General features: G+C 70.9%; 22 protein-coding genes and 1 riboswitch. Of the genes, 5 read left to right on the forward strand and 17 right to left on the reverse strand.

Translation table 11 applies throughout. The annotated features are described in order from the left end of the window. Window positions 1–51 precede the first annotated feature (51 nt). Window positions 52–2,583 (forward strand): ABC transporter permease, encoded by a 2,532-nt coding sequence (locus ACIRSU_RS35450; RefSeq protein WP_403801428.1) that lies wholly within the window; start codon window positions 52–54, stop codon window positions 2,581–2,583. Between the two features lie 77 nt (window positions 2,584–2,660). Here the strand turns inward: ACIRSU_RS35450 and ACIRSU_RS35455 are convergent, their stop codons facing one another. The 10 genes from ACIRSU_RS35455 to ACIRSU_RS35500 all read right to left on the reverse strand — a co-directional run bounded on the left by ACIRSU_RS35455 (window position 2,661) and on the right by ACIRSU_RS35500 (window position 14,452). After that, window positions 2,661–3,875, reverse strand: coding sequence for a phospholipase D-like domain-containing protein (locus ACIRSU_RS35455; RefSeq protein WP_403801432.1), 1,215 nt, complete (start codon window positions 3,873–3,875; stop codon window positions 2,661–2,663). A gap of 115 nt (window positions 3,876–3,990) precedes the next feature. Next, entirely contained in the window at window positions 3,991–5,286 is a 1,296-nt protein-coding gene (locus ACIRSU_RS35460) for a class I SAM-dependent methyltransferase (RefSeq protein WP_403801435.1), read from the reverse strand. A gap of 172 nt (window positions 5,287–5,458) precedes the next feature. Next, a complete protein-coding gene (locus tag ACIRSU_RS35465) occupies window positions 5,459–6,844 on the reverse strand; it encodes an NAD(P)/FAD-dependent oxidoreductase (RefSeq protein ID WP_403801438.1) in 1,386 nt (461 codons plus the stop codon). 425 nt (window positions 6,845–7,269) lie between these two features. Continuing rightward, window positions 7,270–8,190 carry an exopolyphosphatase gene (locus ACIRSU_RS35470; RefSeq protein ID WP_403801441.1) on the reverse strand — a complete coding sequence of 307 codons (921 nt, stop codon included), beginning with the start codon at window positions 8,188–8,190 and terminating at the stop codon, window positions 7,270–7,272. Continuing rightward, window positions 8,187–8,792, reverse strand: a complete 606-nt coding sequence (locus ACIRSU_RS35475) for a DUF501 domain-containing protein (RefSeq protein WP_403801444.1) — start codon at window positions 8,790–8,792, stop codon at window positions 8,187–8,189. Before ACIRSU_RS35475 ends, ACIRSU_RS35470 begins: the two co-directional genes overlap by 4 nt. A 31-nt stretch (window positions 8,793–8,823) precedes the next feature. Next, window positions 8,824–9,294: a septum formation initiator family protein gene (locus ACIRSU_RS35480; RefSeq protein ID WP_403801447.1), complete on the reverse strand. Its 471-nt coding sequence runs from the start codon at window positions 9,292–9,294 to the stop codon at window positions 8,824–8,826. Window positions 9,295–9,410: 116 nt separating this feature from the next. Beyond that, window positions 9,411–10,697, reverse strand: a complete 1,287-nt coding sequence (eno, locus tag ACIRSU_RS35485) for a phosphopyruvate hydratase (RefSeq protein ID WP_403801450.1) — start codon at window positions 10,695–10,697, stop codon at window positions 9,411–9,413. A 239-nt stretch (window positions 10,698–10,936) separates the two neighbouring features. Beyond that, window positions 10,937–11,635, reverse strand: coding sequence for a transglycosylase family protein (locus tag ACIRSU_RS35490; protein ID WP_403801453.1), 699 nt, complete (start codon window positions 11,633–11,635; stop codon window positions 10,937–10,939). 3 nt (window positions 11,636–11,638) lie between these two features. Further along, a riboswitch (cyclic di-AMP (ydaO/yuaA leader) is annotated at window positions 11,639–11,812 on the reverse strand. 258 nt (window positions 11,813–12,070) lie between these two features. Then, on the reverse strand, window positions 12,071–13,075 hold the full coding sequence (locus ACIRSU_RS35495) for a transglycosylase family protein (RefSeq protein ID WP_403801456.1): 1,005 nt from the start codon (window positions 13,073–13,075) through the stop codon (window positions 12,071–12,073). 114 nt (window positions 13,076–13,189) lie between these two features. Next, a complete protein-coding gene (locus ACIRSU_RS35500; protein ID WP_403801458.1) occupies window positions 13,190–14,452 on the reverse strand; it encodes a cytochrome P450 in 1,263 nt (420 codons plus the stop codon). Window positions 14,453–14,549: 97 nt separating this feature from the next. Between ACIRSU_RS35500 and ACIRSU_RS35505 the strand changes: the two genes are divergently transcribed. After that, complete coding sequence (locus ACIRSU_RS35505) at window positions 14,550–15,173, forward strand: Uma2 family endonuclease (protein WP_403801461.1); 624 nt, start codon at window positions 14,550–14,552, stop codon at window positions 15,171–15,173. A gap of 104 nt (window positions 15,174–15,277) precedes the next feature. Then, a complete protein-coding gene (locus tag ACIRSU_RS35510) occupies window positions 15,278–16,498 on the forward strand; it encodes a globin domain-containing protein (protein WP_403801463.1) in 1,221 nt (406 codons plus the stop codon). A gap of 15 nt (window positions 16,499–16,513) precedes the next feature. Here the strand turns inward: ACIRSU_RS35510 and ACIRSU_RS35515 are convergent, their stop codons facing one another. The 4 genes from ACIRSU_RS35515 to ACIRSU_RS35530 form a co-directional block, all read right to left on the reverse strand. Then, the gene (locus tag ACIRSU_RS35515) at window positions 16,514–17,476 is read right to left on the reverse strand and encodes a nucleoside triphosphate pyrophosphohydrolase (protein WP_403801466.1); all 963 of its coding nucleotides are present in this window, start codon (window positions 17,474–17,476) and stop codon (window positions 16,514–16,516) included. 19 nt (window positions 17,477–17,495) lie between these two features. After that, window positions 17,496–18,140, reverse strand: a complete 645-nt coding sequence (locus tag ACIRSU_RS35520; protein ID WP_403801468.1) for a SurA N-terminal domain-containing protein — start codon at window positions 18,138–18,140, stop codon at window positions 17,496–17,498. Between the two features lie 81 nt (window positions 18,141–18,221). Further along, window positions 18,222–18,656, reverse strand: coding sequence for a GtrA family protein (locus ACIRSU_RS35525; RefSeq protein ID WP_403801471.1), 435 nt, complete (start codon window positions 18,654–18,656; stop codon window positions 18,222–18,224). Further along, the gene (locus tag ACIRSU_RS35530) at window positions 18,653–19,615 is read right to left on the reverse strand and encodes a glycosyltransferase family 2 protein (RefSeq protein WP_403801474.1); all 963 of its coding nucleotides are present in this window, start codon (window positions 19,613–19,615) and stop codon (window positions 18,653–18,655) included. The genes ACIRSU_RS35525 and ACIRSU_RS35530 overlap by 4 nt, the downstream gene beginning before the upstream one ends. Window positions 19,616–19,757: 142 nt before the next feature. Between ACIRSU_RS35530 and ACIRSU_RS35535 the strand changes: the two genes are divergently transcribed. Then, complete coding sequence (locus tag ACIRSU_RS35535) at window positions 19,758–22,136, forward strand: YfhO family protein (protein ID WP_403801477.1); 2,379 nt, start codon at window positions 19,758–19,760, stop codon at window positions 22,134–22,136. Between the two features lie 69 nt (window positions 22,137–22,205). After that, window positions 22,206–23,177, forward strand: a complete 972-nt coding sequence (locus tag ACIRSU_RS35540) for a helix-turn-helix domain-containing protein (protein ID WP_403801606.1) — start codon at window positions 22,206–22,208, stop codon at window positions 23,175–23,177. 75 nt (window positions 23,178–23,252) lie between these two features. On the opposite strand, the gene ACIRSU_RS35545 is transcribed toward ACIRSU_RS35540, so the two are convergent. The 3 genes from ACIRSU_RS35545 to ACIRSU_RS35555 are packed head-to-tail and all read right to left on the reverse strand — an operon-like array spanning window position 23,253 to window position 24,437. Beyond that, window positions 23,253–23,627, reverse strand: coding sequence for a hypothetical protein (locus ACIRSU_RS35545; RefSeq protein WP_403801480.1), 375 nt, complete (start codon window positions 23,625–23,627; stop codon window positions 23,253–23,255). 14 nt (window positions 23,628–23,641) lie between these two features. Beyond that, a complete protein-coding gene (locus ACIRSU_RS35550; protein ID WP_403801483.1) occupies window positions 23,642–24,031 on the reverse strand; it encodes a hypothetical protein in 390 nt (129 codons plus the stop codon). A 10-nt stretch (window positions 24,032–24,041) separates the two neighbouring features. Next, the gene (locus tag ACIRSU_RS35555; protein WP_403801486.1) at window positions 24,042–24,437 is read right to left on the reverse strand and encodes a hypothetical protein; all 396 of its coding nucleotides are present in this window, start codon (window positions 24,435–24,437) and stop codon (window positions 24,042–24,044) included. Window positions 24,438–24,507 lie beyond the last annotated feature (70 nt).

Below are 24,507 nucleotides of genomic sequence, written 5' to 3' on the forward strand. Positions count from 1 at the left end.
GCCGCGGCCCCCGGCCCCGTCCTCCGTCCCACCTTCCGTTCAGGACCCTCCATGTTCCGTACCGCCCTGCGCAATGTGCTCGCGCACAAGGCCAGGCTGCTGATGACCGTGCTCGCCGTCATGCTCGGCGTGGCCTTCGTCTCCGGCACCCTCGTCTTCACCGACACCCTCTCCAACGCCTTCCGCAACCAGTCCGCCAAGAGCTACGACGACGTCGCCGTGGCCGTCACGGCCGCGCCGAACCAGAAGGACCCGAACGCCACGCCGGGCCTGTCCGAGCAGACCCGGCAGAAGATCGCCGCGCTCGACGGCGTCGCCTCCGCCACCGGCCGCGTCAACGGCTTCGCGGGCGTGCCGGACAAGGACGGCAAGCTGATCGGCGCCGGCTGGTCCAACAAGGGCACCAACTTCTCGCCCGGCAAGGACGGCAAGGACTCCGCGTACGCCTTCACCGCCGGCACCGGCCCGGTGAAGGACGACGAGATCGCGCTCGACAAGGAGACCGCCGACAAGGGCGGCTACCAGGTCGGCGACCAGGTCCGCGTGGCCACCAACGGCCCCGTCGAGACGTACACCCTGACCGGCGTCTTCACCACCGAGGACGGCGCCGTCAACGCGGGCGGCAGCCTGGTCCTGTTCGACACCGAGGTCGCGCAGAAGCTGTTCCTGAAGCCGGGTCACTTCCTCGACATCACCGTGACCGCCAAGCCGGGCGCGGACGCCGACAAGATCCTCGCCGAGGTGCGGCCGGTCGTCGGCGACACCGCGGACGCGCAGACCGGTCAGGAGCTGGCCGACCAGCAGGCCAAGGACATCGAGGCCGGACTGGGCGCGCTCAACCAGATGCTGCTCGGCTTCGCCGGCATCGCGCTCTTCGTCGGCATCTTCCTGATCTCCAACACCTTCACCATGCTGGTCGCGCAGCGCACCAAGGAGCTCGCGCTGATGCGCGCCGTCGGCGCCTCGCGCAAGCAGATCACCCGCTCGGTGCTCGCGGAGGCCGGTCTGGTCGGTCTGGTCGCCTCGGCGATCGGCTTCGGGCTCGGCATCGGGCTCGCGGCGGCGCTGCGCTCCGCGATGAACAGCTTCGGCCTCAAGGTCCCGGCCGGTGACCTGGTCGTCACCGCCACCCCGCTGGTCTCGGCGCTCGCCGTCGGTGTCCTCGTCACCATGCTGGCCGCCTGGCTGCCGGGCCGCCGCGCCGCCAAGATCCCGCCGGTCGCCGCGATGAGCAGCGTCCACGCGGTCGCCACCACCAAGTCCCTGGTCGTGCGCAACACCATCGGCGCGATCATCACCGCCCTCGGTGTGGTCGGCATCGCCGGCGGCGCCGCGAAGGGCGGCGACGACGGCCGGATGCTGATCGCGGGCGGCGCGTTCCTCGCCCTCATCGGTGTGATCGTGCTGATCCCGCTGCTGTCCCGCCCGGTGATCGCGCTCGCCCGGCCGCTGCTGAAGCCGTTCGGGGTGGCGGGCGCGCTGGCCGGCCAGAACGCGGTCCGCAACCCGCGCCGCACCGGCGCCACCGCCTCCGCGCTCGCCATCGGCCTCACCCTGGTCACGGGTCTGTCGGTGCTCGGCGCCACGGTCGGCTCGGCCGTGGACCGGATGACGACCGACCAGATCAAGGCCGACTACATGATCACCATGGCGAGCGGCGAGGGCCTCAGCCAGGCCGCGCTGGACGCCGTGCGGAAGACCCCGGGCGCGACGGCGGTCTCCCCGCAGCAGGCCGGCTACCTGGACGTGAAGGGCCCGGGCTTCAAGTCCGTCTCCGGTGTCACCCCCGGTGACGTCGAGAAGGTGCTCAACCTCAAGGTCGTGGACGGTTCGCTCGGCTCGCTGGGCAGCGGCGAGGTCGCGGTCGGCGAGAAGACCGCGAAGTCGAACGGCTGGAAGGTCGGCTCGGAGCTGCGCGTGACCTACTCGGACCACAAGAAGGGTGCGCTGAAGGTCGGCGCGCTCTTCGAGGAGAGCGAGTTCGTCTCGGGTCTGGTCGTGGACGCCAAGATCCTCGACAAGCACGACCCGAAGCCGTACATCCCGCAGATCTTCGTGAAGATGGACGGCGGCCCGTCGGCCGCGGCCGAGAAGGCCGTGCAGAAGTCGCTCGGCGACAACCCGGCGATCACGGTCATGGACCAGAAGGACATCCGCGACTCGTTCGGCGGTGTCATCAACATGATGCTGAACATCATGTACGGCCTGCTGGCGATGGCCCTGATCATCGCGGTGCTCGGTGTCGTCAACACCCTGGCGATGTCGGTGTTCGAGCGGCAGCAGGAGATCGGCATGCTGCGGGCGATCGGTCTCGACCGGCGCCGGGTGAAGCGGATGGTCCGTCTGGAGGCCGTGGTCATCTCGGTCTTCGGCGCGGTGGTCGGTATCGGCCTCGGCTCGTTCCTGGGCTGGGCGATCGGCGAGACGATGCGCAGCAGCCTGCCGGACTACGCGCTGGTGCTGCCGTGGGGCCGGATCGGGCTCTTCCTGGTCCTGGCCGGACTGGTCGGTGTGCTCGCCTCGCTGTGGCCGGCGCGCAGCGCGGCGAAGCTGAACATGCTCCAGGCGATCAAGGCCGAGTAGGTCGAGTACGGAGCGGCGAAGGGCCGGTGTTCCCACGGGAACACCGGCCCTTCGCCGTGCGGGGGTACGGGGACGGGTCAGCTGCCCGCGCAGTACGTCATCAGCTGGTCGTGGTTGGCCCGGTACAGGTCGTAGAGCGCCGGGTCGTCGATCTTCAGCAGCGTCTCGTCGCCGGACCGCAGCGCCGGATACGTGTAGTTGTGGCTGCCGGTGAACACCAGCTTCTTGCCGGCCACTCCGGCGTACGTGCCCTCCACCAGCAGGTACTTGGAGTGCAGCCCGGCCTTGTTGACGCCGGTGCCCCGGTCCTCGTAGCACTGGACGCGCTTGGTGAGCCTGCCGTACAGGATCGACTCGACGTCCGTGCTCATCGAGCCGGGGGCGCCGTCGTGGGCGAGGATCACCGTGCAGCCGGCGTTCCTCAGCTCGACGAGCTTGGTGGCGACCTCGCGGCGGGTGAAGAGGTTGGCGGCCATCCGGACCTGGGTGGCGCCGCCGGCGCAGTCGACGTTGTCGAGGATCAGCTTGATGGTGTCGGTGCTCGCGTCGGAGTCGTAGGCGGTGCCGGCGGCCTCCTTGCGCGGGAAGAAGTACGCCTTGTACGGGCCGCTGGACGGCGTCCTGTAGTAGTGGTCGAGGCCGGTCGGGGACGTGCCGTAGGCGAGAAGGTCGGCGAAGTAGCTCTGGTAGATGCCGTAGAGACCGGAGTCGACGACGGTGACGGCGTTGTTGAAGAGGTCGGTGCGCTGGAGGCCGGTCAGGTTGGCCGAGGTCTGCACGACGACGTCCTTCGCCCCGCCGGTGGCGGAGAAGAGGAAGAACTTGTTGTGGTTGATGGCCCCGTCGGGGTCGTCGGGCAGCTGCCGGGTGCCGATACAGCCGCGGCCGGCCGGGCAGGCGTAGACCCAGGAGCCCTGGGTGCGGTCGGTGCCGAGGTCGCGGGCGAGGTTGGCGTACTCGTTGCCGGGGGTGGTGAGGGTGGTGTGGTCGAGGATCACCCGGACGTTCACGCCGCGGGTCCTGGCGGCGGCGAGGGCAGCGGCGACGGTGTCGTCGGTGAAGTTGTACATGCTGGCCGAGATGGTGGAGCCGGGCTCGGCGCGGCCGACGAGGTCGGCGATGTGGTCGCGGATCCGGTTCTGGGCGGTGGCGTCGCCCGAGGGGTCGTTGAAGGTGGCGGTGGTGGTGACGGGGGCGGGCGCGGCGCCGGCGGGGGCCGGGGCGGCGGTGAGGAGGCCGGCGGCGGCGGCCAGGGCGAGCAGGGGGCGGGTGAATCGGCTGCGCGGGCGCAAGGGTTCCCCTCCGGGGCGTAGCTGATCGCCATATGCATGACAATCCGGACACGTGGAAGAACGGGGCACCGGTGAGAACACCGGCACCCCGTCCGCCGAAACGTATCCCTAACCGCTACGACTCGGTCCACTCCCGCGACCGCAGTGGCAGCCCCGAGGCGCCCGAGTCCGGCGTCTTCACCGCCAGGAACTGGTTCACGCCGATCCGGTTGCGCTCGAACGACACCGCCGAGGCCGCCATGTAGAGCCGCCAGATCCGCGCCCGGCCCGGCGAGGTGAGGCGGACCGCCCGGTCCCACTCCCGCTCCAGGTTGGCCACCCACCGGCGCAGCGTCAGCGCGTAGTGCTCGCGGATCGCCTCGACGTCCCGCACCTCGAAGCCCGCTTCCTCAAGGGTCGACAGGGTGCTGCCCATCGGGGACAGTTCGCCGTCCGGGAAGACGTACGCGTCGATGAAGGCGTCCACCTCATACGCCTCCTCGTCGGCCTCCGGGCGGCGCGCGATCTGGTGGTTGAGCAGCCGTCCGCCCGGCTTCAGGAGCCGGTAGAGGATGTCGGCGTACTCCCGGTACTGGACCGAGCCGACGTGCTCGGCCATGCCGATCGACGAGATGGCGTCGAACGGCCCGTCCACGACGTCCCGGTAGTCCTGCACCCGGATCTCGATCCGGTCCGTCAGACCCTCGTCGGCGATGCGCTTGCGGGCGTACGCGGCCTGCTCGCGCGAGAGCGTGATGCCGACGGCCCGGGCCCCGTACTCCTTGGCCGCGTGGATGGCCATCGAGCCCCAGCCGCAGCCCACGTCGAGCAGCCGGTCGCCCTCCTTCAGGCGCAGCTTGCGGGCGATCAGGTCGAGCTTGTCGCGCTGGGCGTCCTCAAGGGTGCCGTCCTCGGTCCAGTACGCGCACGAGTAGACCATCGACGGGCCGAGCACCAGCTCGTAGAAGTCGTTGCCCACGTCGTAGTGGTGACTGATCGCCTGCTTGTCCCGGCGCTTGGAGTGCCGGGCCCCGCTGCGGCCGCGGATCTCCTCGACGGGCGGCTTCGGCGGCGGGAACGGGCCCGCCAGCTTGAGCAGGGCCTTGGCAGCCGCCCGCACCTTCGGGTCGCGCACGGTCTCCAGGGCGCTGCGGGACTCCTCCCCGCGCTCCCAGATGAACCCGGCGAGCTTGTCCAGGACCTCGTAGAGATCCCCCTCGACGTCGATCTCACCGGCCACCCAGGCCCGCGCGAGGCCCAGCTCGCCCGGCTTCCACAGCAGCCGGCGCAGGGCGCGGCGTTCGCGCACGATCAGTACGGGGCCGCCCGCAGGACCTGCTTCGCTGCCGTCCCAGGCCCGCAGCCGTACCGGGAACCTCGCTCCCAGCACGTCCTCGGCCAGCGCGGTCAGCCGCGACGCGGCGTCGGCCATGGTGCAACACCTCCGTGATCTCGAAGCCCCAGAAATGCCTGTCACCAAGGGAACACCGTCGGTGGCCGATCCACTCCCACGACGTCGAAATCAGTCCGGAAAAACACGCGAAGGGCCGTCCGCACCACGGATGGCGGACGGCCCTTGCGGGGTACTGCTGGTGCTGCGGAGGTTACGAGGCCTTGGCCTTCTCCTGCGCCGGGGCGGCCGGCGCCGGGGCGGGCTTCGCCGCCTCGTAGAACTCCTCGCGCGGCGTCTCCATGGCACCGAGGGAGACGACCTCACGCTTGAGGAACATGCCCAGGGTCCAGTCGGCGAAGACACGGATCTTGCGGTTGAAGGTCGGCATCGCCATGCCGTGGTAGCCACGGTGCATGTACCAGGCGAGACGGCCCTTGAGCTTGATCTTCACCTTGCCCATGACGATCATCGCGACGCCCTTGTGGAGGCCGAGACCCGCGACGGCACCCTTGTTGGCGTGCTCGTAGTCCTTCTGCGGGAAGCCGCGCATGCCGGCCACCACGTTGTCGCCGAGGACCTTGGCCTGGCGCAGGGCGTGCTGGGCGTTCGGCGGGCACCAGGCGCGCTCGCGCGGGACGCCGGCCTTGATCGAGGCCAGGTCGGGGACCTGGGCGTTGTCGCCCGCGGCCCACACGTAGTCGAGGCCGTTGACCTGGAGCTTCTCGTTGCAGTCCACGTGGCCGCGGGGGCCGAGCGGCAGACCGAAGCGGGCGAGCGCCGGGTTCGGCTTGACGCCGGCGGTCCACACGATCGTGTTGGCGTCGACCTCGAGGCCGTTCTTCAGCACGACGTGGCCGTCGACGCAGGAGTCCATCGACGTCTCGAGGTAGATCTCGATGCCGCGGCTCTCCAGGTGCTCTTTGCCGTACTGGCCGAGCTTGGGGCCGACCTCGGGAAGGATCTTGTCGGCGGCGTCGACCAGGATGAAGCGCATGTCCTCGCGCTTCACGTTCTGGTAGTACTTCGCCGCGTCGCGGGCCATGTCCTCGACCTCGCCGATGGTCTCCGCGCCGGCGAAGCCGCCGCCCACGAAGACGAAGGTCAGCGCCTTGCGGCGGACCTCCTCGTCGGTCGTCGAGTCGGCCTTGTCGAGCTGCTCGAGGACGTGGTTGCGAAGGCCGATGGCCTCCTCGATGCCCTTCATGCCGATGCCCTGCTCGGCGAGGCCGGGGATCGGGAAGGTCCGGGAGACGGCACCCATCGCGATGACCAGGTAGTCGAACGGCAGCTCGTACGCCTCGCCGACGAGCGGCGCGATCGTGGCGACCTTGCGGTCCTGGTCGATGGTGGTGACCCGGCCGGTGAGCACCTCGGCTCCGCGCACGACGCGTCGCAGCGGGACGACGACGTGGCGCGGCGAGATGCTGCCGGCGGCGGCTTCGGGGAGGAAGGGCTGGTAGGTCATGTACGACCGCGGGTCGACAACCGTGACGGTCGCCTCCGCATAGCGCATCTTCTTGAGGATGCGCCGTGCCGCGTACAGACCTACGTACCCACCGCCTACTACGAGGATCCTGGGACGCTCCGTGGTGCTCATGCATCCGAGTATCCACCCCCTCAGGAGGGGTGGCTCGTGCGCCCCTTCACAAGCTTGACGGGCACCTCTGCTACACTCCGCCGCCCACGTGACCCACGTCATGTTCCAGCAAAGGAACCAAGGGGCCGGGGCGAACGTTGTTCACCCCTTGTGAACTGGCCCGAAGAGCCTTCCTTAACGCCGAACCGCAGCGCACGTTCACACGATGGAAACTTCGAGCGAAGTGGCCTCCGTGCCTGCGAAAGGACCCCGAGGAGCCCCTCGGAGGGGCTAAAGGCCCTCCAGGAGGGCTCCTGGAGGGCCTTCGGAGCCCATTCTCTTGTGAAGAACTTCACGAAGCTTTTCGGCGGACCGCTCCAGAAGGTGCCCCGGAGGGGTATCGGAGGATCCTCAGAGCCTGCCTCACAGGCGCTTATAGGCACGCACTATGCGACGGATAGCGCGATCCCATCGAGGATGTCGTGCTCGCTGACGACGACCTCGGCGGCGCCGGTCCGCTCCATGATCTCCTCGAGCACCAGGGCGCCCGCGATGATCACGTCGACCCGCCCGGGGTGGATCACCGGGATCGCGGCCCGCTCGTCGTGGGTGGAGCCGAGCAGCCTGGCCACGACCTCGTCGACCTGGGCGCGGGAGATCCGGGAGTGGTGGACGCGCTCGGAGTCGTACTCCGGCAGGCCCAGCGCGATCGCGGCGACCGTGGTGACCGAGCCGGCCAGGCCGACCAGCGTCTCGGCCTCGGTGACCGGCACGGTCTCGGCGGCCAGGTCGAGCGCGGCCCGCACGTCGGCGCGGATCGCGGCGACCTCCTCGGCGGTCGGCGGGTCGTGCCGCACGTGCCGCTCGGTCAGGCGTACGCAGCCGATGTCGACGGACCGGGCGGCCTCGACGTGCTTGTTGCCGACCACGAACTCGGTCGAGCCGCCGCCGATGTCGACGACCAGGCGGCGGTCGTCGCCGTGCAGTTCGCCGGTGGCGCCGGTGAAGGAGAACTCGGCCTCCTGGTCGCCGGTGATGACCTCGGGCTCGACGCCCAGGATCCCGACGACCCCGTCGACGAACTCCTCGCGGTTCTCGGCGTCGCGGGAGGCGGAGGTGGCGACGAAGCGCAGCCGGTCGGCTCCGACGCCGAACTCCTTGACGACCTCGGCGTAGGCGCGGCAGGCGGCGAAGGTCCGCTCCAGGGCCTCGGGCGCGAGCCGGCCCGTCTTGTCGACGCCCTGGCCGAGCCGGACGATCGTCATCCGCCGGTCCAGCTCGATCAGCTCGCCGGTCACGGGGTGGACGTCGGCGACGAGGAGGCGGATGGAGTTCGTGCCGCAGTCGATTCCGGCGACCCGGGTCACGCGGACTCCTCCCCGTCCACCGGCTTGAAGGCGAAGTGGCCGCCCTCGGACTGCTGCACCGTCCAGCCGTCCTCTTCCTCGTGCGTGACGCACGGCGTCACGCACGGCCCCTTCGCCCACCACTCCGGCAGCATCGCGAGGGCCTCGTCGCCGAACGGGTTCACGCCCGGGCCGGCCGCCAGCGAGTGCCCGACGAGCACGTGCAGGCACTTGACGCGGTCCGGCATGCCGCCGGCGCTCGGGAAGCCCTCCAGGACCTCGATGGCGTCGCGGCGTGCGATGTAGTCCTCGTGCGCGGCCCGGTAGGCGGCGGCCAGCTCCGGGTCGGTGGCGAGCCGGGCCTGCATCTCCTTCATGACCCCGTTGGCCTCCAGGGTGCCGATGGCGGAGGCGGCGCGCGGGCAGGTCAGGTAGTACGTGGTCGGGAACGGCGTGCCGTCGGGGAGCCGGGGCGCGGTCTCGACGACGTCCGGATTGCCGCACGGGCAGCGGTGCGCGATGGCGCGCAGGCCGCGCGGCGGACGGCCGAGCTGGGCCTCGAACGCGGCGACGTCGGCGGCGGTGGGCTCGGTGCGTTCGGTCTGCGGAGGGGGCGTTTCCATGTCTGCCTTGGTCGTCGGTGGTACGGGTGGGTCAGCGGCGGTCGGCGTTGTCGACGCCGTCCCACAGGTTGTCGTACCAGGGGCGGTCCGTGCCGCCCTGGTCGGTGCGCGGCCGGGCCTGCGCGTCGGGGTCGTTCACGGTGAAGCCGGTCTCGCCGGGCATCACGTAGTGCAGGTGCTCGCGGGCGAGCCGGCGCACATAGGCCGGGTCCTGGAGCCGGGCCTTCTCGTCCCGCAGCTCCTCGACCCGGCGGGCGGCGTCGGCGGCCTTGCGCTCCTGGTCGGCGATCTCGCCCTGCTGGGAGACGTACTGCCGCATCGGGTAGGCGAGCGCCACCACGAGCGAGCAGACGACGAGCGCGAGGAAGGCCGCGCGGCCGGTGAGCCGGGAGCGGGCGGCCTGGCGGCGGGTCTGGGAACGGTAGACACGGGCAGCGGTCTGCTCGCCGAGCAGCCTGATCCGGGTCGCGGTCGAGAACCGGTCCCGGTCCTTCACGGCCATGTCCAGCGGCTCCCCTGCGTCGCGTGTCTGATCAAACGTGCGTCCCCGCACACGGTACGGGACCGAGTGCGGGGACGTCCGTAACTACAGCGTCAGGGCAGGTCAGCCCGTGAAGCTCAGCCCTTGAAGCGCGGGAAGGCGCTGCGGCCGGCGTAGACCGCGGCGTCGTCGAGGATCTCCTCGATGCGCAGCAGCTGGTTGTACTTGGCGACGCGCTCGGAGCGGGCCGGGGCGCCGGTCTTGATCTGGCCGCAGTTGGTGGCGACGGCGAGGTCGGCGATGGTGACGTCCTCGGTCTCGCCGGAGCGGTGGGACATCATGCACTTGAAGCCGTTGCGCTGGGCGAGCTCGACGGCGTCCAGGGTCTCGGTCAGCGAGCCGATCTGGTTGACCTTGACCAGGAGGGCGTTGGCGGTGCCCTCCTCGATGCCGCGGGCGAGACGCTCCGGGTTGGTGACGAAGAGGTCGTCGCCGACGAGCTGCACCTTGGTGCCGAGCTTGTCGGTGATGGTCTTCCAGCCGGCCCAGTCGTCCTCGAACAGCGGGTCCTCGATGGAGACGAGCGGGTACGCGGAGACGAGCTCCTCGTAGTACTCGGTCATCTCGGCGGCCGAGCGGGACTTGCCCTCGAACTCGTACGAGCCGTCCTTGTAGAACTCGGAGGCGGCCACGTCGAGCGCGAGCGCGACGTCCTTGCCGGGCACGTAGCCGGCCTGCTTGATGGCCTCGAGGATGAGGTCGAGGGCCTCGCGGTTGGAGCCGAGGTTCGGGGCGAAGCCGCCCTCGTCGCCGAGGCCGGTGGACAGGCCCTTGTCCTTCAGGACCTTCTTGAGGGTGTGGTAGACCTCGGTGCCCCAGCGCAGGGCCTCGGAGAAGGACTCCGCGCCGATCGGGGCGATCATGAACTCCTGGATGTCCACGTTGGAGTCGGCGTGCGAGCCGCCGTTCAGGATGTTCATCATCGGAACGGGCAGCAGGTGCGCGTTCGGGCCGCCCAGGTAGCGGAAGAGCGGGAGGTCGGAGGCCTCGGAGGCGGCGTGCGCGACGGCGAGCGAGACGCCGAGGATGGCGTTGGCGCCGAGCGAGCCCTTGTTCTCGGTCGCGTCCAGGTCGAACATCGCCTGGTCGATCAGGCGCTGCTCGGTGGCGTCGTAGCCGACGAGCTCCGGGCCGATCTGCTCGATGACGGCGAGGACGGCCTTCTCGACGCCCTTGCCGAGGTAGCGGTTGGGGTCCCCGTCGCGGAGCTCAATGGCCTCGAACGCACCAGTGGAGGCACCGGAGGGAACGGCAGCACGGCCGGTGCTGCCGTCGTCGAGGCCGACCTCGACCTCGACGGTGGGGTTGCCTCGGGAGTCCAGGATTTCCCGGGCTACGACGACGTCGATGGACGGCACGAGCATCTCCTTCTGGGATGTGACGCTGGTTGTGACGCATGCGGCAAGGTCTCGTTCGCCTTGCGACAAGAGCCTAACCGGCGCGGGGGCTCCGGCCAGCCGGGCGCCCGCCCCCTGGGACGAAAAAGGACCCAAGGGCATGCATTGGGGGACGAAAGACCGCGGTTACCGATCGGTACGAAACGGGCCCGGAGCGCAGGCTCCGGGCCCGTTCCAGGGTCACCGCGGGGGGACAGCCGTCAGGCTCACTTCAGGTGGAGCTGCTGGCCCGGGTAGATCAGGTCGGCGTCCTGGACGATGTTCTTGTTCAGCTGGAACAGCTTCTGCCAGCCGCCCTTGACGTGGTGCGTCTGGGCGATGCTGCTCAGCGTGTCGCCGGCCTTGACCTTGTACTCGCCGTCGCCCTTGGCGACCTTCTTGCCGGTCGGGGTGGTGACGGTCTTCGCGGCCTTCGGCGCGGTGCGCTTCTCGCTGCGGGTGGTCGGCTGCTCGGCGGTGCGCTGGGTGGCGGGCTTCGGCGCGGCCGGCTTCGGGGCCGGGGCCGGGGCCTCGGCGGAGCCGCCGTCGTACGAGGCGCTGGACAGGCCGACGCCGCAGCTCGGCCAGGCGCCCTTGCCCTGGCCCGCGAGGACCTTCTCGGCGACAGCGATCTGCTGCGACTTGGAGGCCAGGTCCGCGCGGGAGGCGTAGGCGGTGCCGCCGTAGGCCGCCCAGGTGGAGTTGGTGAACTGCAGGCCGCCGTAGAAGCCGTTGCCCGTGTTGATGGACCAGTTGCCGCCGGACTCGCACTGGGCGACGGCGTCCCACTCGGCGGCGGTGGCGGCCGAGGCGGTGCCCGCGGTCATCAGCGGGGCGGCGACGGCGACGCCGGCGACACCGGCGAGGGTGACGACGCGGGTGACCTTGGACGGACGACGGTGCTTGCCCTTGCCGGAAAGCAGCATGGAAGTTCTCCTCACCGACGCCTACGAGGTGAGCTGTCGGGTTCGGGCGAGTGAGTTGCCCGGCCGCGTGTCCTTGCACGCGACTTCACCCCAAGCCGGTCGTCGGCCGTCTGTCTCAACGGCCGGGGCCGGCACTTACCTTGGGTCCCCCGCTCCTGCCTTCGGCGCTTGCGCGACGACTGTTCCCGGCGTCCGGCGGCAGGATTCGGCGTACCGGTCGGCGGGGCCCGCGGTGGCGAGCGGTCCTGACCGTAGACACACCCCCGGGGGAAGTTCAAAGCCCATCAACCCGGAAAAATCGCCCCTCCTTGCGCTCCGTCAGGTGACGTTTGCGCAGGTGAGGGGCGAAACGCGCAAAGTTTGCGGACGTAATACGGCCGTTCGACAAGAGAGACTCATGTCTCACTTGCACAGAACCGGACATTCAGTCCCTAACTACCCCTCAGGCGTAGTGGTGGGCGCGGGCTTCCCGAGGTTCAACTCAAGGCTCTGACCAGGGAGGATGAGGTCGGGGTCGGTGCCGACCGTCTTCTTGTTGGCGTCGTAGAGCGCGGTCCAGCCGCCGGGCAGGGCGTTCTGCTGTGCAATGTCCGACAGGCTGTCACCCGGCTTGACGGTGTATTCGTCCGAGCTGGGCGTCTTGTCCGTGTTGTCCGCGGCCGCGTCGCCGGCCGGGGCGGCATGCCGTCCGGATTCGGGCGAACCGTCCGTCTTGCCCGGTTCTTCTGTCGCGGCGTCACCGCGGTGCTTGCCCGTGCCGGTGGGGGCCGTTTCGGACGCATCAGGCGTACCGGGCGTAACGGAACCATCGGGCGTACCGGGCGTTACGGAGGTGCCGGGCGTCACGGGAGTGGTGGGCGCGGCCGGCGAGGCGGGCGTGGTCGGCGCGGTCGAAGTCGACGGGGCGGCCGGAGTGGTGGGCGCGGCGGGCGTCGTGGCGCTCGACGAGGGCTTGGTGGTCTTCGTGCCCGACTCGGCGGGCAGTCCCTCGGTGCGGTTCGACTCCTGGGGCGCCGCCGACTGCGTGGGAGTGGCGGCCGGGCCCGGGTCGACGGCGGGCTTCCTGCCGTCGTTCGTCAGGCCGGCGATCGGCGCGCAGGTGGCCCACTGGGTGTCGCCGGCGGCGAGCGCCTTGTCGGCGATCGCGATCTGCTGGGCGCGGCTGGCGAGGTCGGGGCTCGGCGCGTAGGCGAGGCCGCCGTGCCGCTCCCAGCTCTCCTGGGTGAACTGGAGCCCGCCGTAGAGCCCGTTGCCGAAGTTGGCGCTCCAGGCGCCGCCCGACTCGCACTCGGCGACCCGGTCCCAGGTCGGTGCGTCGGCGGCGGAGGCGGAGCCGGTGGCGAGCAGCGGCAGCGCCATGGCCGAGCCGGTGACTCCCGCGGCGACGACGATCGCGGGGGCCTGGCGGGGTCTGCGGTGACGTCCGTTCCCGGAGCGCATGCGGAGTGCCTTTCGCGTGACTGCTGAGGTTGCGGGTGAACGTAGCGGCATTCGAACGCACGTCACAAGTCGATGCAGCGCAGATCACGCGAAGATCACAGTATTGACGCTACGTCAGCTACGAGGGGCTTTGTGGGAAGCACTGAACTCGACCGGAAGCGTGCGCAGGCCACGCATGATGAGCCCGCCGCGCCACCGCAGTTCGGCCGGATCGGCCCCAAGTCGCAGGTCCGGCAGGCGAGTCAGGAGCGTCGCGAGTGCCGTCTGCCCTTCGAGGCGCGCCAGCGGGGCGCCCAGGCAGTAGTGGATGCCGTGCCCGTACCCCAGGTGCTGGTTGTCGCGGCGCGCCAGATCCAGCGTGTCCGGCTCGTCGAACCGCGCCGGGTCCCGGTCCGCGGCCGCGAGCACGACCAGAACCGGGTCGCCGGCCGGGATGTCCTGGCCGCCGATGGTCAGCGCCTCGGTGGCGAAGCGCCAGGTCGCGAGCTCCACCGGCCCGTCGTACCGCAGCAGCTCCTCGATGCCGGTCTCCAGGAGCGCCGTCTCGCCCGCCGCGATCGACTCCTGGAGGCGGCCGCGCTGCTCCGGGTGACGAAGCAGGGCATACACGCCATTACCGATCAGATTGACCGTGGTCTCGAAACCGGCGAAGAGAAGGATGAAGGCCATGGCGGCGGCCTCGTTCTCGGTGAGGTGCTCGCCGTGGTCCGACCCCTTGATCAGCCCGGAGATCAGGTCGTCGCCCGGCTCCTCCCGCTTCTTGTGGATGAGCTCGGCGAGGTAGCCCCGCATCTTCTTCACCGACCGCGCCACCCCGCCGCGCGGCCCGCCGCCGTGCCGGATCATCATCCCGGCCCAGTCGCGGAAGTCGTCCTGGTCCTCGGCCGGCACGCCGAGCATGTCGCAGATCGCGTAGATCGGCAGCGGGAAGGCGAACTCGTGGATCAGGTCAGCGCTCCCCCGTTCCACGAAGCCGTCGATGAGCCGGTCGGTCAGCTCCTGCACCCGCGGCGCGAACTCCGCGACCCGGCGCGGCGTGAACGCCTTCGACACCAGCCGGCGCAGCCGCGTGTGGTCCGGCGGGTCGATGTTGAGCAGATGCGTCATCAGCTCGGCCTTGCGCTCACCCGGGATTCCCGTCTTCCCCTTGGCGTGCGCCGGCTCGTCGTGGTGCGCCGGGTTCTTCGAGAGCCGCTGGTCCGCCAGCGCCTGCCGCGCGTCCCCGTACCGCGTCACCAGCCACGCCTCGACCCCGCTCGGCAGCGTCGCCTTGTGCACCGGCGCGTGCTCGCGCAGCCAGGCGTACGCGGGGTACGGATCGGTGGCGAACTCCCAGGTGAAGAGCTCGGGGGCGGGGGTCGACGGCTGCTCGTGCATGACCCGACCGTAACCGGCCCGCCGGCCGCTCACTCGTTCGGTGGACCCTGTCGCGTTCCTGCTGGGTAGGCTTACCGTACGCGCCAGACTCCGTCGCATGGGAGCGCTGATGAGTGCCGCAGCCGAAGAAGAGCGGGCAGAGCAGTACGCATTTCCGACGCCGCCGGCCGGTGGGTGGACTGCGGACGACCTCGACCGGATTCCGGGTCTCCCGCCGCACACCGAGCTGATCGACGGAGGACTGTTCTTCATGAGTCCGCAGACCGACTTCCACATGGCCGCCCTGCGCCTGCTGGAGAACGCCCTGCTGGATTGCGCACCGGACGACCTTTACGTCGTCCGCGAGATGACCACCAAGCTCGGCATGCGGGACCGGCCGGAGCCCGACCTGATGGTGGTACCGCTGAGCTCCCGCACCGGCCCCGAACAGACCTGGTACGACCCGAGCCATATCCTCCTCGCCGTCGAGATCGTCTCCGAGGAGTCGGTGGAGCGCGACCGGGAGATCAAGCCCCGTAAGTACGCCGCCGCCCGGATCCCGCACTTCTGGCGGGTGGAGCAGAACGGCGAGCTGCCCGTGGTCTACGTGTACGAGCTCGATCCCGCCACCAACAGCTACGCCGTCACGGGCATCCACCACGACCGGCTCAAGGTCACCCTGCCGTTCGAGATCGACATCGATCTCACCGCCGTGAACCGGCGACGGGGCGCTCAGGCCTGAGTCTCGGCGCCCCGGCAGAGCCACCGGCATCCTCCCCACGGCCCGGGGCGCGGGAATGGCCAAGGCCACCCATGTGAAGGACCGCGTCGCCTAGATTCACCGACGTGGATGCCCAGTTGCCCCAGTTGCTCAGAAGCACGTTCGCGGTCGTCGAGAGACGGGCGGAGCACGCCGTCACCTTCTTCTACTCGCACCTCTTCTGGCACAACCCCGGCATGCGCGCGCTGTTCCCCGAGAACCTGGCCCCGCAGCGCGACCGGCTCTTCGCCGCGCTCGCCCATGTGGTGACCCACCTGGAGGACCCCGAGCTCGCCGGCTACCTCGGGCAGCTGGGCCGCGACCACCGCAGGTTCCTGGCCACGCCCGCGCTCTACGCGGCGGTCGGCACCAGCCTGCTCGCCGCCTTCGCGCACACGGCGGGCGCCGCCTGGACGATCGAGGCGGAGAAGGCGTGGACGGAGGCGTACGCGGTGCTCGCGGAGGCGATGCAGGCGGGCGCCGAGGCGTCGGTGCGGGACGGGCAGCCGGCCTGGTGGGACGCGGACGTGATCGGGCACGAGCGGTACGGCGCCGACCTGACGCTGCTGACCCTGCGCCCGCGCCGGCCCTACCCGTACCTCCCCGGGCAGTACGTGAGCGTCAGCACCCTCCACCTCCCGCGGGTCTGGCGCACCTACTCGCCGGCCAACGCGCCCCGCGCCGACGGCACCGTCGAGCTGCACGTCAGCCGCGTCGAGGGCGGCCTGATGAGCACCGCGCTCACCGAGCGGCTCCGCCCGGGCGAGACGCTGCGGCTCTCCGCCCCGGGCGGCGCGCTCACCGCCCGGACGCCGCCCGGCAAGCCCCGCACCTACATAGCGGCGGGCACCGGCTGGGCGCCGGTGCGGGCGCTGCTCGAAGAGGCGGCGGCGGACGAGCCCGGCCTGGAGGGGCGGCTCTTCCTCGTGGCCCGCGCCAAGGAGTACCTGTACGGACGGGACGACGCCGAGGAGTTCCGAGAACGGATACCCGGGCTGCACGTCACCTACATCACCGCCGCCCCGCGCCGCCCTCGCGACCAGGCCACCGAGCGGCTCGTCCAGACGCTACGCGCGTCAGTCAACTGGCCGGCCCACGACGTCTACCTCGCCGGCCCGCCCGGATTCCTCACCGAGGTCGTCGAGGAGCTGGAGGAGCTGGGCGCCGCCCCGGACCGGGTCTTCCACGACCGCCTGCCGAGCGCGGGCCGCTTCACCACCCGCCCCGGCTCCCGCGCCGAGTGGCTGATCGAGCCGCCCCAGCTCCACTGGCACGACCCGCACGCACGCGCCCCGAGGACGTACTAGAGGACGTACGAGGAGCTACTCCAGCCCCTCCGCCGCGCGGATCGCGTCCCGGTAGACCCGGCCCGCCGCGCGCAGCGCCGCCTCCGGGTCGATCCCGGCGGCCTCCGCCCGCACGGCCAGGGCGAGCAGCTCGTAGCCGATGCCGTCACCGGCCGGCGGCGCCACGTCGAGCCCGGCCGTCCGCACCCGGCCCGCGAGCTTGGCCGCGAGCGCGAGCCCCGGCTGGCCGAGCGGCACCCCGTCCGTCACCGAGTCGCGCTGCTTCTCGGCGGCCTTGGTGCGCAGCCAGTGCGCCTTGACGTCCTCGGGCGTCTCGGCGGTCGCGTCGCCGAAGACGTGCGGGTGGCGGTGGACGAGCTTCTCGACGAGCGTGCCGGCGACGTCGTCCACGGAGAACGGCTCCTCGGCGTCCTCCTCCGCGATCCGCGCGTGGAAGACGACCTGCAGCAGGACATCGCCCAGCTCCTCGCGCAGCGCCTCGCGGTCGCCCTCCTCGATGGCCTCGACGAGTTCGTACGCCTCCTCGATGCCGTACTTGGCGAGCCCCTTGTGGGTCTGCTGCGAGGTCCACGGGCACTCGCGGCGGATCCGGTCCATGACCTGGACGAGGTCGAGCAGTCGCGCGCCCGGCAGGTCGTACGAGCCGGGCAGCAGCTCCAGGTCGGGCATGGCGAAGCGGCCGGAGCCGGCCATCCGCGCGAGCCCGTCGGTCAGCGCCTGGTCGCCCTCGCCGGACGGCAGCACGACGACCGTGCGGCCGCCCGCGCACGCCTCGACCAGCTCGTCGGCGGCGGGCCGGAGGATCTCGACGGCGACGCCGGCCTCGCGCAGATACGGCAGCTGGGGGTGGCCGGCGTCGGGGCAGAGGACCCGGTCGGCCGCGTGCAGCGCCTGCCACGCGGGCCAGGACAGCAGTCCGGGCGCCACGCGGTGGCTGGCGGTGAGCAGGACGATTCGACCGGGGTTCTCAGCGTTCACCCCTCGAACCTACCTCGCCCTACGCACCGGCCTCGGGCGTGGTCCGGCTGATCTGCCGCAGCCACGGCGGGGTGTAGGCGGCGAGCTGGATCTTGGTGTCGTCCCAGGTGCCGTAGCGCGGGTTCACGTCGATCCGCAGCTCCTTGGACGCCTTGGCGAAGGCCTCCTGGAGCTTCTTCTGGCCCTCGGGGGTGTTGGTGACGCCGAGCTTGGCCGCGATCTTGTTCATGAGGACGGCCCGGCGGGCGACGCCGTCGATCTGGTCGGGCGCCACGCTCTGCTGCTGGAGCAGCACGGCCGCCATCTGCGCCTCGCCGCCGCCCTGCCGGGCGAACTCGTCGCGGGTCTGCCGGATCTCGCCGCGGCTGGCGCTGATCCCGTTGTCCTCGGCGACCTGGTCGACGACGCGGTCGAAGATCATGCCGTGCAGCTTCTGCCGGCTGAGGTCGCCGGTCTCCTTGACGAGCCGCGCGCCCTCGGGTGACGCGGCCTGGGCCGCCCGTACGTCCTCGACCTGCGCCTGCAGGCTGGACACCTCGATGCGGCTGCCGCCGACGACGGCGGCCGCTCCCGGGTGGGAGTCGCTGCCGCAGGCGGTGAGGAGCGGGGCCGCGACGAGCAGGGCAGCGGCGGCGGAGACGGAGAGCGCAGTGCGGCGGTGCAAAGGAGCCTCCCGGCGTGGGTCGTGCGTCAGTGGGACGACCGTGCGGTGATCGATGTTAGGCAGTCACCGTGGCGCGGGCCACTACTTGGCGGCGACTGTCTCGGTTGATTCCGATGTTCCGGTCAACGACTCACGCGTTCGGGTGGTGTCGGGTCCCAGCATGATCGTCCGGGAGAGGACGAAGGTGACGGGGATCGCGGCCGCGGCGGCGATCAGCGGCGCGTAGGTGCTGTCGACGCCCATGAGGCCGACGAGGACGTACACGCCGACCGTCGTGATGACGAAGTTCGCCGCGTTGGTGAGCGGGAAGAGCAGGAACTTCTTCCAGGTCGGGCGGGTGCGGTAGGTGAAGTACGAGGTGAGGAAGAAGGACCCGACCATCGACAGCGCGAACGCGAGGACGTGCGCGACGATGTACGGCACCCAGCGCCCGAAGAGCAGGTAGAGCCCGTAGTACGTACCGGTGTTGACGACGCCGACCAGGCCGAAGCGCACCACCTGCCAGGTCGTCCTCATCGGCGCAGAAGCTCCTCGTCGTGCCTTCGGGGCCCGGGGACGGCCGCGTTGGTGGCCTTCACCAGGTAGTGCGGCCGCCGCTTCACCTCGTAGTAGATACGGCCGACGTACTCGCCGACCAGGCCCAGCATCACCATCTGCACGCCGGCGAGCGCCGTGACCGTCACGAGCAGCGTGACATATCCGGGCGTCTTCACGCCGTTCACCAGGGCGTCACCGACGATCCAGGCAGCGTACGCGAATGCGAGGGCGACCAGGGTCATTCCGAGGTAGACGGCGGCGCGAAGCGGCTTGTTGTTGAAGGAGAGAAGGCCGTCGAGGCCGTAGTTGAGCAGCTTTCCGAAGGTCCATTTCGAACGGCCTTCCTCGCGCACCGCATTCTCGTACTCGAAGGTCGTCGTCCGGAATCCGACCCAGGCGAAGAGGCCCTTGGAGAAACGGTTGTATTCGGTCAGTTCGAGAATCGAGTCGACCGTGCGGCGGGAAAGCAGCCGGAAGTCGCCGACGCCGTCGACCAGCTCGACGTCCACCAGGCGGTTGATCGCCCAGTAGTAGGCGCGGGCGGTGACGGTGCGGGTGACCCGGTCGCCGGCGCGGGTGCGGCGGGCGATGACCTGGTCGTATCCCTCGGCGTGCAGGGCGAGCATGCGGTGCACGAGCTCCGGCGGGTGCTGGAGGTCGGCGTCCATGATCACGACGGCGTCGCCGGCCGCGTGCTGGAGGCCGGCCAGCATGCCGGCCTCCTTGCCGAAGTTGCGGCTGAAGGAGACATAGCGCGCCCGGGGATCCTTTGCGGCGATCTCCTCCAGGAGCGGCAGGGTTCGGTCATGGCTTCCGTCGTCCACGTAGACGATCTCGAATTCTCCGTCGATGCGGGAGAGTTCTTTCGTCACATGGTCGTGGAAGCGACCGATGATCTCTTCTTCGTTGAAGCACGGGACCACGATCGAGAGCAGCACGCACGACACCACAACGGCTGCGGATGTCGGTGCCGGATTCGCGTGGTGAAGGACAGGCGACCATTGCGTGAACTGCCCAACCCGGGGCCCTGTTTCGGCATTCTTCCTGTCATATTCGACCCGAGATGAAGACCAGGATCAGATGAAGACCAGGATCATTCGCGCCGCAGGCCGGCCGCCGGCCGTGGCGGCGCTGCTCGTCGCCCTCGCCGTGTGCGCCGGGGACGCCGTCGCCACCACCTTCCCGTTCGGGCACCACCGGCGGAGCGTCAACGACCTGGGCAACCAGTTCCTGCCGTTCCACGCCCGGCTGTGGGACCTGCTGCACGGCCGGGCGGACGGCGGGCTGCTGCTCAACTGGCAGTCGGGCTGGGGCACCAGCTTCCTGCCCGACCTCGGCACCTACCTGACCAGCCCGTTCGCCCCGCTGGTCGCGCTCTTCCCGCGCGCGGACCTGGACTACGCGCTGTACGCCGTCACGGTTCTGAAGATGGCGGCCGCGGCGGCGGCGATGGCCTTCGTGCTGCCGAGGCTCCGGCCGGCCGCCGACGCCCGCATGCGGTGGGGCGCGGGGCTGCTCGGCGCCGCGTACGGGCTGTGCGGCTGGGCGCTCCTGGAGGCCGTCTACAACCCGATGTGGCTGGACGGCCTGATCGCCTTCCCGCTGCTGTGCCTGGTGGGCGTGTGGGTACGGGAGGGGCGGCGGCCGCTGCTCGGCCCGCTGGTCGTCGCGGTCTGCTGGATCGCCAACTTCTACACCGCGTACATGGCGACGCTCGGCGCCGCGCTCGTCCTGATCGTCACGGTGCGGCAGTGGCGGGTGGTGCTGCGGGGCGCGGTGACGGTGCTGCTGGGCGTGGCGCTCGCGTCGCCGCTGCTCGTCCCGCTCTTCCTGGGCACGCGGTACGCCTACCCGGGCGTCGTCCGCGACTTCGTACCGGCCGGCGGGGCGGACCTCGCGGCCCGGCTGATGCCGGCGACGTACGGCTTCTCCACGCCGGCGCTGTTCGTGGCCACGGTGGTGCCGGTGCTCGCGGCCTCGCTGCTCTTCCGGCGGCAGTGGCTGTGGCCGTGCGTGGTGGCGGGCGTGGCGCTGTCGTTCCAGTTCACGCCGACGCATCTGGTGTGGCACATCTTCGCGACGCCGAACGGCAGCCCGTACCGCCAGACCTTCGTCCTCACCGGTGTGCTCGTCATCGCCGCGTGGGCGGCGATCGCGGACGGCGTCCCGGACGCGCGCTCGCTGCTCGGCGGCGCGGGTGTGGTGGGCGCGCTCGGGCTGTTCGCGCTGGGCAGCGGGGAGGCGACGCCGGTGGGCTGGGCGCTGTTCGGGCTCGGCCTGGTCGCGATGGTGGCGGTCGTCTCGCCTCGCCGGTGGACGGCCCTCGTCCTGGCGGCGGTCCTGGTGGCGCAGGCCGCCGCGACGACGGCCTGGGGCGACAAGGAGCGCCTGGCCCGCCTCGACGACTATCCGGCCTGGAGCGCCGCCGACACCCGCAGGGCCGCCGCGCTCGCCGAGGCCGACGGCTGGCCCGCGTACCGCACCGACTCCGGCCGTCCGCAGGTCACCGGCAACGAGCCGATGTACCTCGGCGGCCAGGGCGGCTCCTACTACAGCAGCCTCACGCCCGACGTCCTCACCCGCACCATGGCCGCCCTCGGCGTCGGCTGGACCTCCCGCGGCCGCAACCTGCAGAGCCTCGACAACCCGGTCACCGACGCCCTCTTCGCCGTCGGCGCGCGCTGGCGCGACGGCAGGGTGGTCCGCACGGACCAGCCGCCGCTCCCGCTGGTGACGGTCCGGCCGCCCGGCCCCGCCCCGGTCTACGGCGCCTCGCCCTTCAGCAACCAGGAACTCCTCCTCGGCGCCCGCGTCTACGAGCCCCCGGCCGCGGACGGCGCCTGCCGCGTCGGCACCGAGGTCTTCTTCTGGTCCCCCGACTACACGGGCAAGGTCCGCTTCGGCGACCGCACGGTCAAGATGCGCGGCCAGCTCCTGAAGTGGCGCGCCACGCTCACGTCGCTGGGCGTCCAGAAGGTCGCCGGCCTGCGCCCGCAGCTCCCGCCCAAGGGCGAACCGGCCTGCCTGGACCACGAGCGGCTGAGGTCGGCGGTGGACGCTCTCCGTGCCCAGGCCCCGACCTCGGTCCACGTCACGGACACCGGCATCCGCGCCACCCTCCGCCCCGGCACGACCGGCACGGTCGTCCTCTCCGCGCCGCGCATCCCCGGCTGGACCTGCGACGGCCGGCCGGCGACCTCCTACGGCGGCCTGGTCGCGGCCGAGGTCACGGCCGGGCAGCGCGAGATCAGCTGCACCTTCCGGCCGCCGGGCCTGAGCGCGGGCCTGGCGGGCGGCGGGGCGGCGGTACTGCTGCTCGCGCTGTGGGTGTGGCTCGACCGGCGCCGCCGGCGCCCGGGCCCCGCATCCGGCGCCACGCCGGGCCGCGCCACGCCGGGCCGCGCCACGCCGGGCCGCAACCATGCGGCGGCGGAAGCGGCGGCGTTGCATGCTCGTTGATCAGGCTGATCCATTCGATCGGCTCGATCAGTGGTACGAGCGGCCGGGGGGAACGCCGTGTGGTCCGTGGTGTCGTCAGGAGGGCTTCGGCCAGGAGAGCGGTTCGAGTGGTTCTCGGACCTCATCTCACGGGAGGTGATCCCCACGGCTCTCAGCACCGAGTGCCCCGCCGACTTCGAGGCGGAGGCCGCCGTGCTGGAGCTGGGGGACGTCCGGATGGCGAGGTTCGCGTTCTCGCCGCTGCGGTCGCGGCGCACGCCGGCCCTGATCCGGCGGGGCGACCCCGAGCAGTACCAGCTGGGGCTGATCCACTCGGGCAGGGCGTCCTTCTCCCAGCTCCGCAACGACTGCAGCGTGTCGGCCGGCGACCTCGTGTTCTGGGACACCTCGCGGCCCTCCGACGCGGAGATACCCGTCCAGGCCCGCCGGATGGAACTGCTCATGCTGCAACTTCCCCGGCACGCGCTGCCCTTGGCCGACCGGAACGCCGACCGCCTGCTCGCCAGCCGTATCCCGGCGGACCAGGGGACGGCGGCGGTCCTGGCCACGTTCCTGCGGTCCCTGGAAGCACACGCCGCCCAGTGCGCGTCGCAGCGGGAGCTGGGGCGGCTCGGCTCGATCGCCGTCGACCTGCTGGCCGCCGGACTGGCGCAGCGACTGGACGCCGAGGAGGAGCTCCCCGCCGAGGTGCGCACGCAGGCGCTCCTCCGGCACGTCCACACCTTCGTCGACGACCACCTCGGCGATCCGGACCTGACCCCCGCCACGATCGCGGCCCGGCACAACATCTCGTTGCGGACGCTCCACCAGCTCTTCCAGGGGACCGGCGAGACCGTCCAGGCCCGCATCCGCCGGCGCCGTCTGGAGCGGTGCCGGGCCGACCTCGGCAGGCCCGGTCCCCTCGGGCATCCGATCGCGGTGATCGCCGCCCGGTGGGGGTTCAGCGGCCCGACCGTGTTCAGCCGTTCCTTCCGTGAGGCGTACGGGATGAGCCCGACCGAGTTCCGCGCGCTGAGCGTCCGGGAGCAGGGTCCCGGCTGATCGAAGGCCGGGAAGCGGGCGTGACCCCGTACCGCCACAGGGCAGTACGGGGCCACGCCTCAGGAGCGGGTCGCGTCAGTCGCTGATGGTGAACCAGTCGGAGGTGGACTGGTACTCGGGGACCGGGCCGTCGGCGGGGTGGGTGAAGATCAGGTGTCCGCCGCTTCTGCCGCAGTTCGCGTCGCTGTATCCGCCCACCGCGACGTACCCCTTCCACCACCAGCCGCCGATGCCGTTGTCGATGTTGGGGGTGGAGAAGCAGCCCGAGACGTACTGCCCGTTCTGGTTGGACCCGGCGATGTCGACGGAGTACACGGTGCCGAGCCGGTCGTGGAAGTTGATCTGCTGGCCGTTGCCACCCGCGAAGGCGGAGCCGGAGCCGAGGGTGAGGGCGGCGGCACCGAACGCGGTGATCACACCGGCCTTGGCGAGCTTGGTCCTGATGCTCATGGGAACTCTCCTGTTCAGTCGCTGAAGGTGGTCCAGTCGCCGGACTGGCTGAGGGGGACCCAGGCGGACGTCGAGAAGGTGACGTCGCCGGTGGGCTTTCCGTCACTGCCGCAGCCACCGCTGTAGCCGGTGACGTCGACGTTGCTCTGCCACCACCAGCCCGAGAGGTAGTTGTCGGTGTTCGGGGTGTTGAAGCAGTGGGCGACGGGCTGGCCGTACTGGTTGTGGCCGTCCACCCACACCGAGTACGTGTTGCCGAGCCGGTCGTGGAAGGCGAGCTGCTGGCCGCTGGTCCCGGCGAACGCGGAGCCCGAGCCGAGCAGGGTGAGGGCGGCGGCGGTGGCGAGGACGCCGGCGGCGGCGCCCGTCTTCCTGCGGAGTTTCACAGCGGACTTGGAGGTCATGGGGGCTCCGTCAGAAGTCGTAGATCTTGTACCAGTCGGATGCCTGCGAGCCGGGGATGGTGAAGGTCTCCGGGCTGGGCTCGATGGCGGTGCCGTTGCATCCGCTCTGCGGGTACCAGGTGATGCGCAGGTCGCCCTTCCACCACCAGCCCGAGAGGTAGTTGTCGGTGTTCGGGGTGTTGAAGCAGCCGGCGACGGTCTGCCCGTTCTGGTTGGTGCCGTAGAGGAAGACGGAGTAGACGTCGCCACGCTGGTCGTAGAACTCGATCTGCTGGCCGTTGGATCCGGCGGAGGCCGTCCCGGAACCCAGGACGCACAGGGCCGTACCGGCGACGGCCGCGATGCCGGCCCGGGTGAGCCTGGACTTCAGGCTCGTGTTCGTCTCCCTGGCAAGGCGAGGGATCACAGGTCTCTCCTCTCGACGCGAGGGCAGGTGGCCCGGCCCGTTCGATCTTCGTGAGGGAGCCTATGGATCA

Origin of the sequence: Streptomyces sp. NPDC101160 (assembly GCF_044768205.1) — a bacterium.
Classification (GTDB): Bacteria; Actinomycetota; Actinomycetes; order Streptomycetales; family Streptomycetaceae; genus Streptomyces.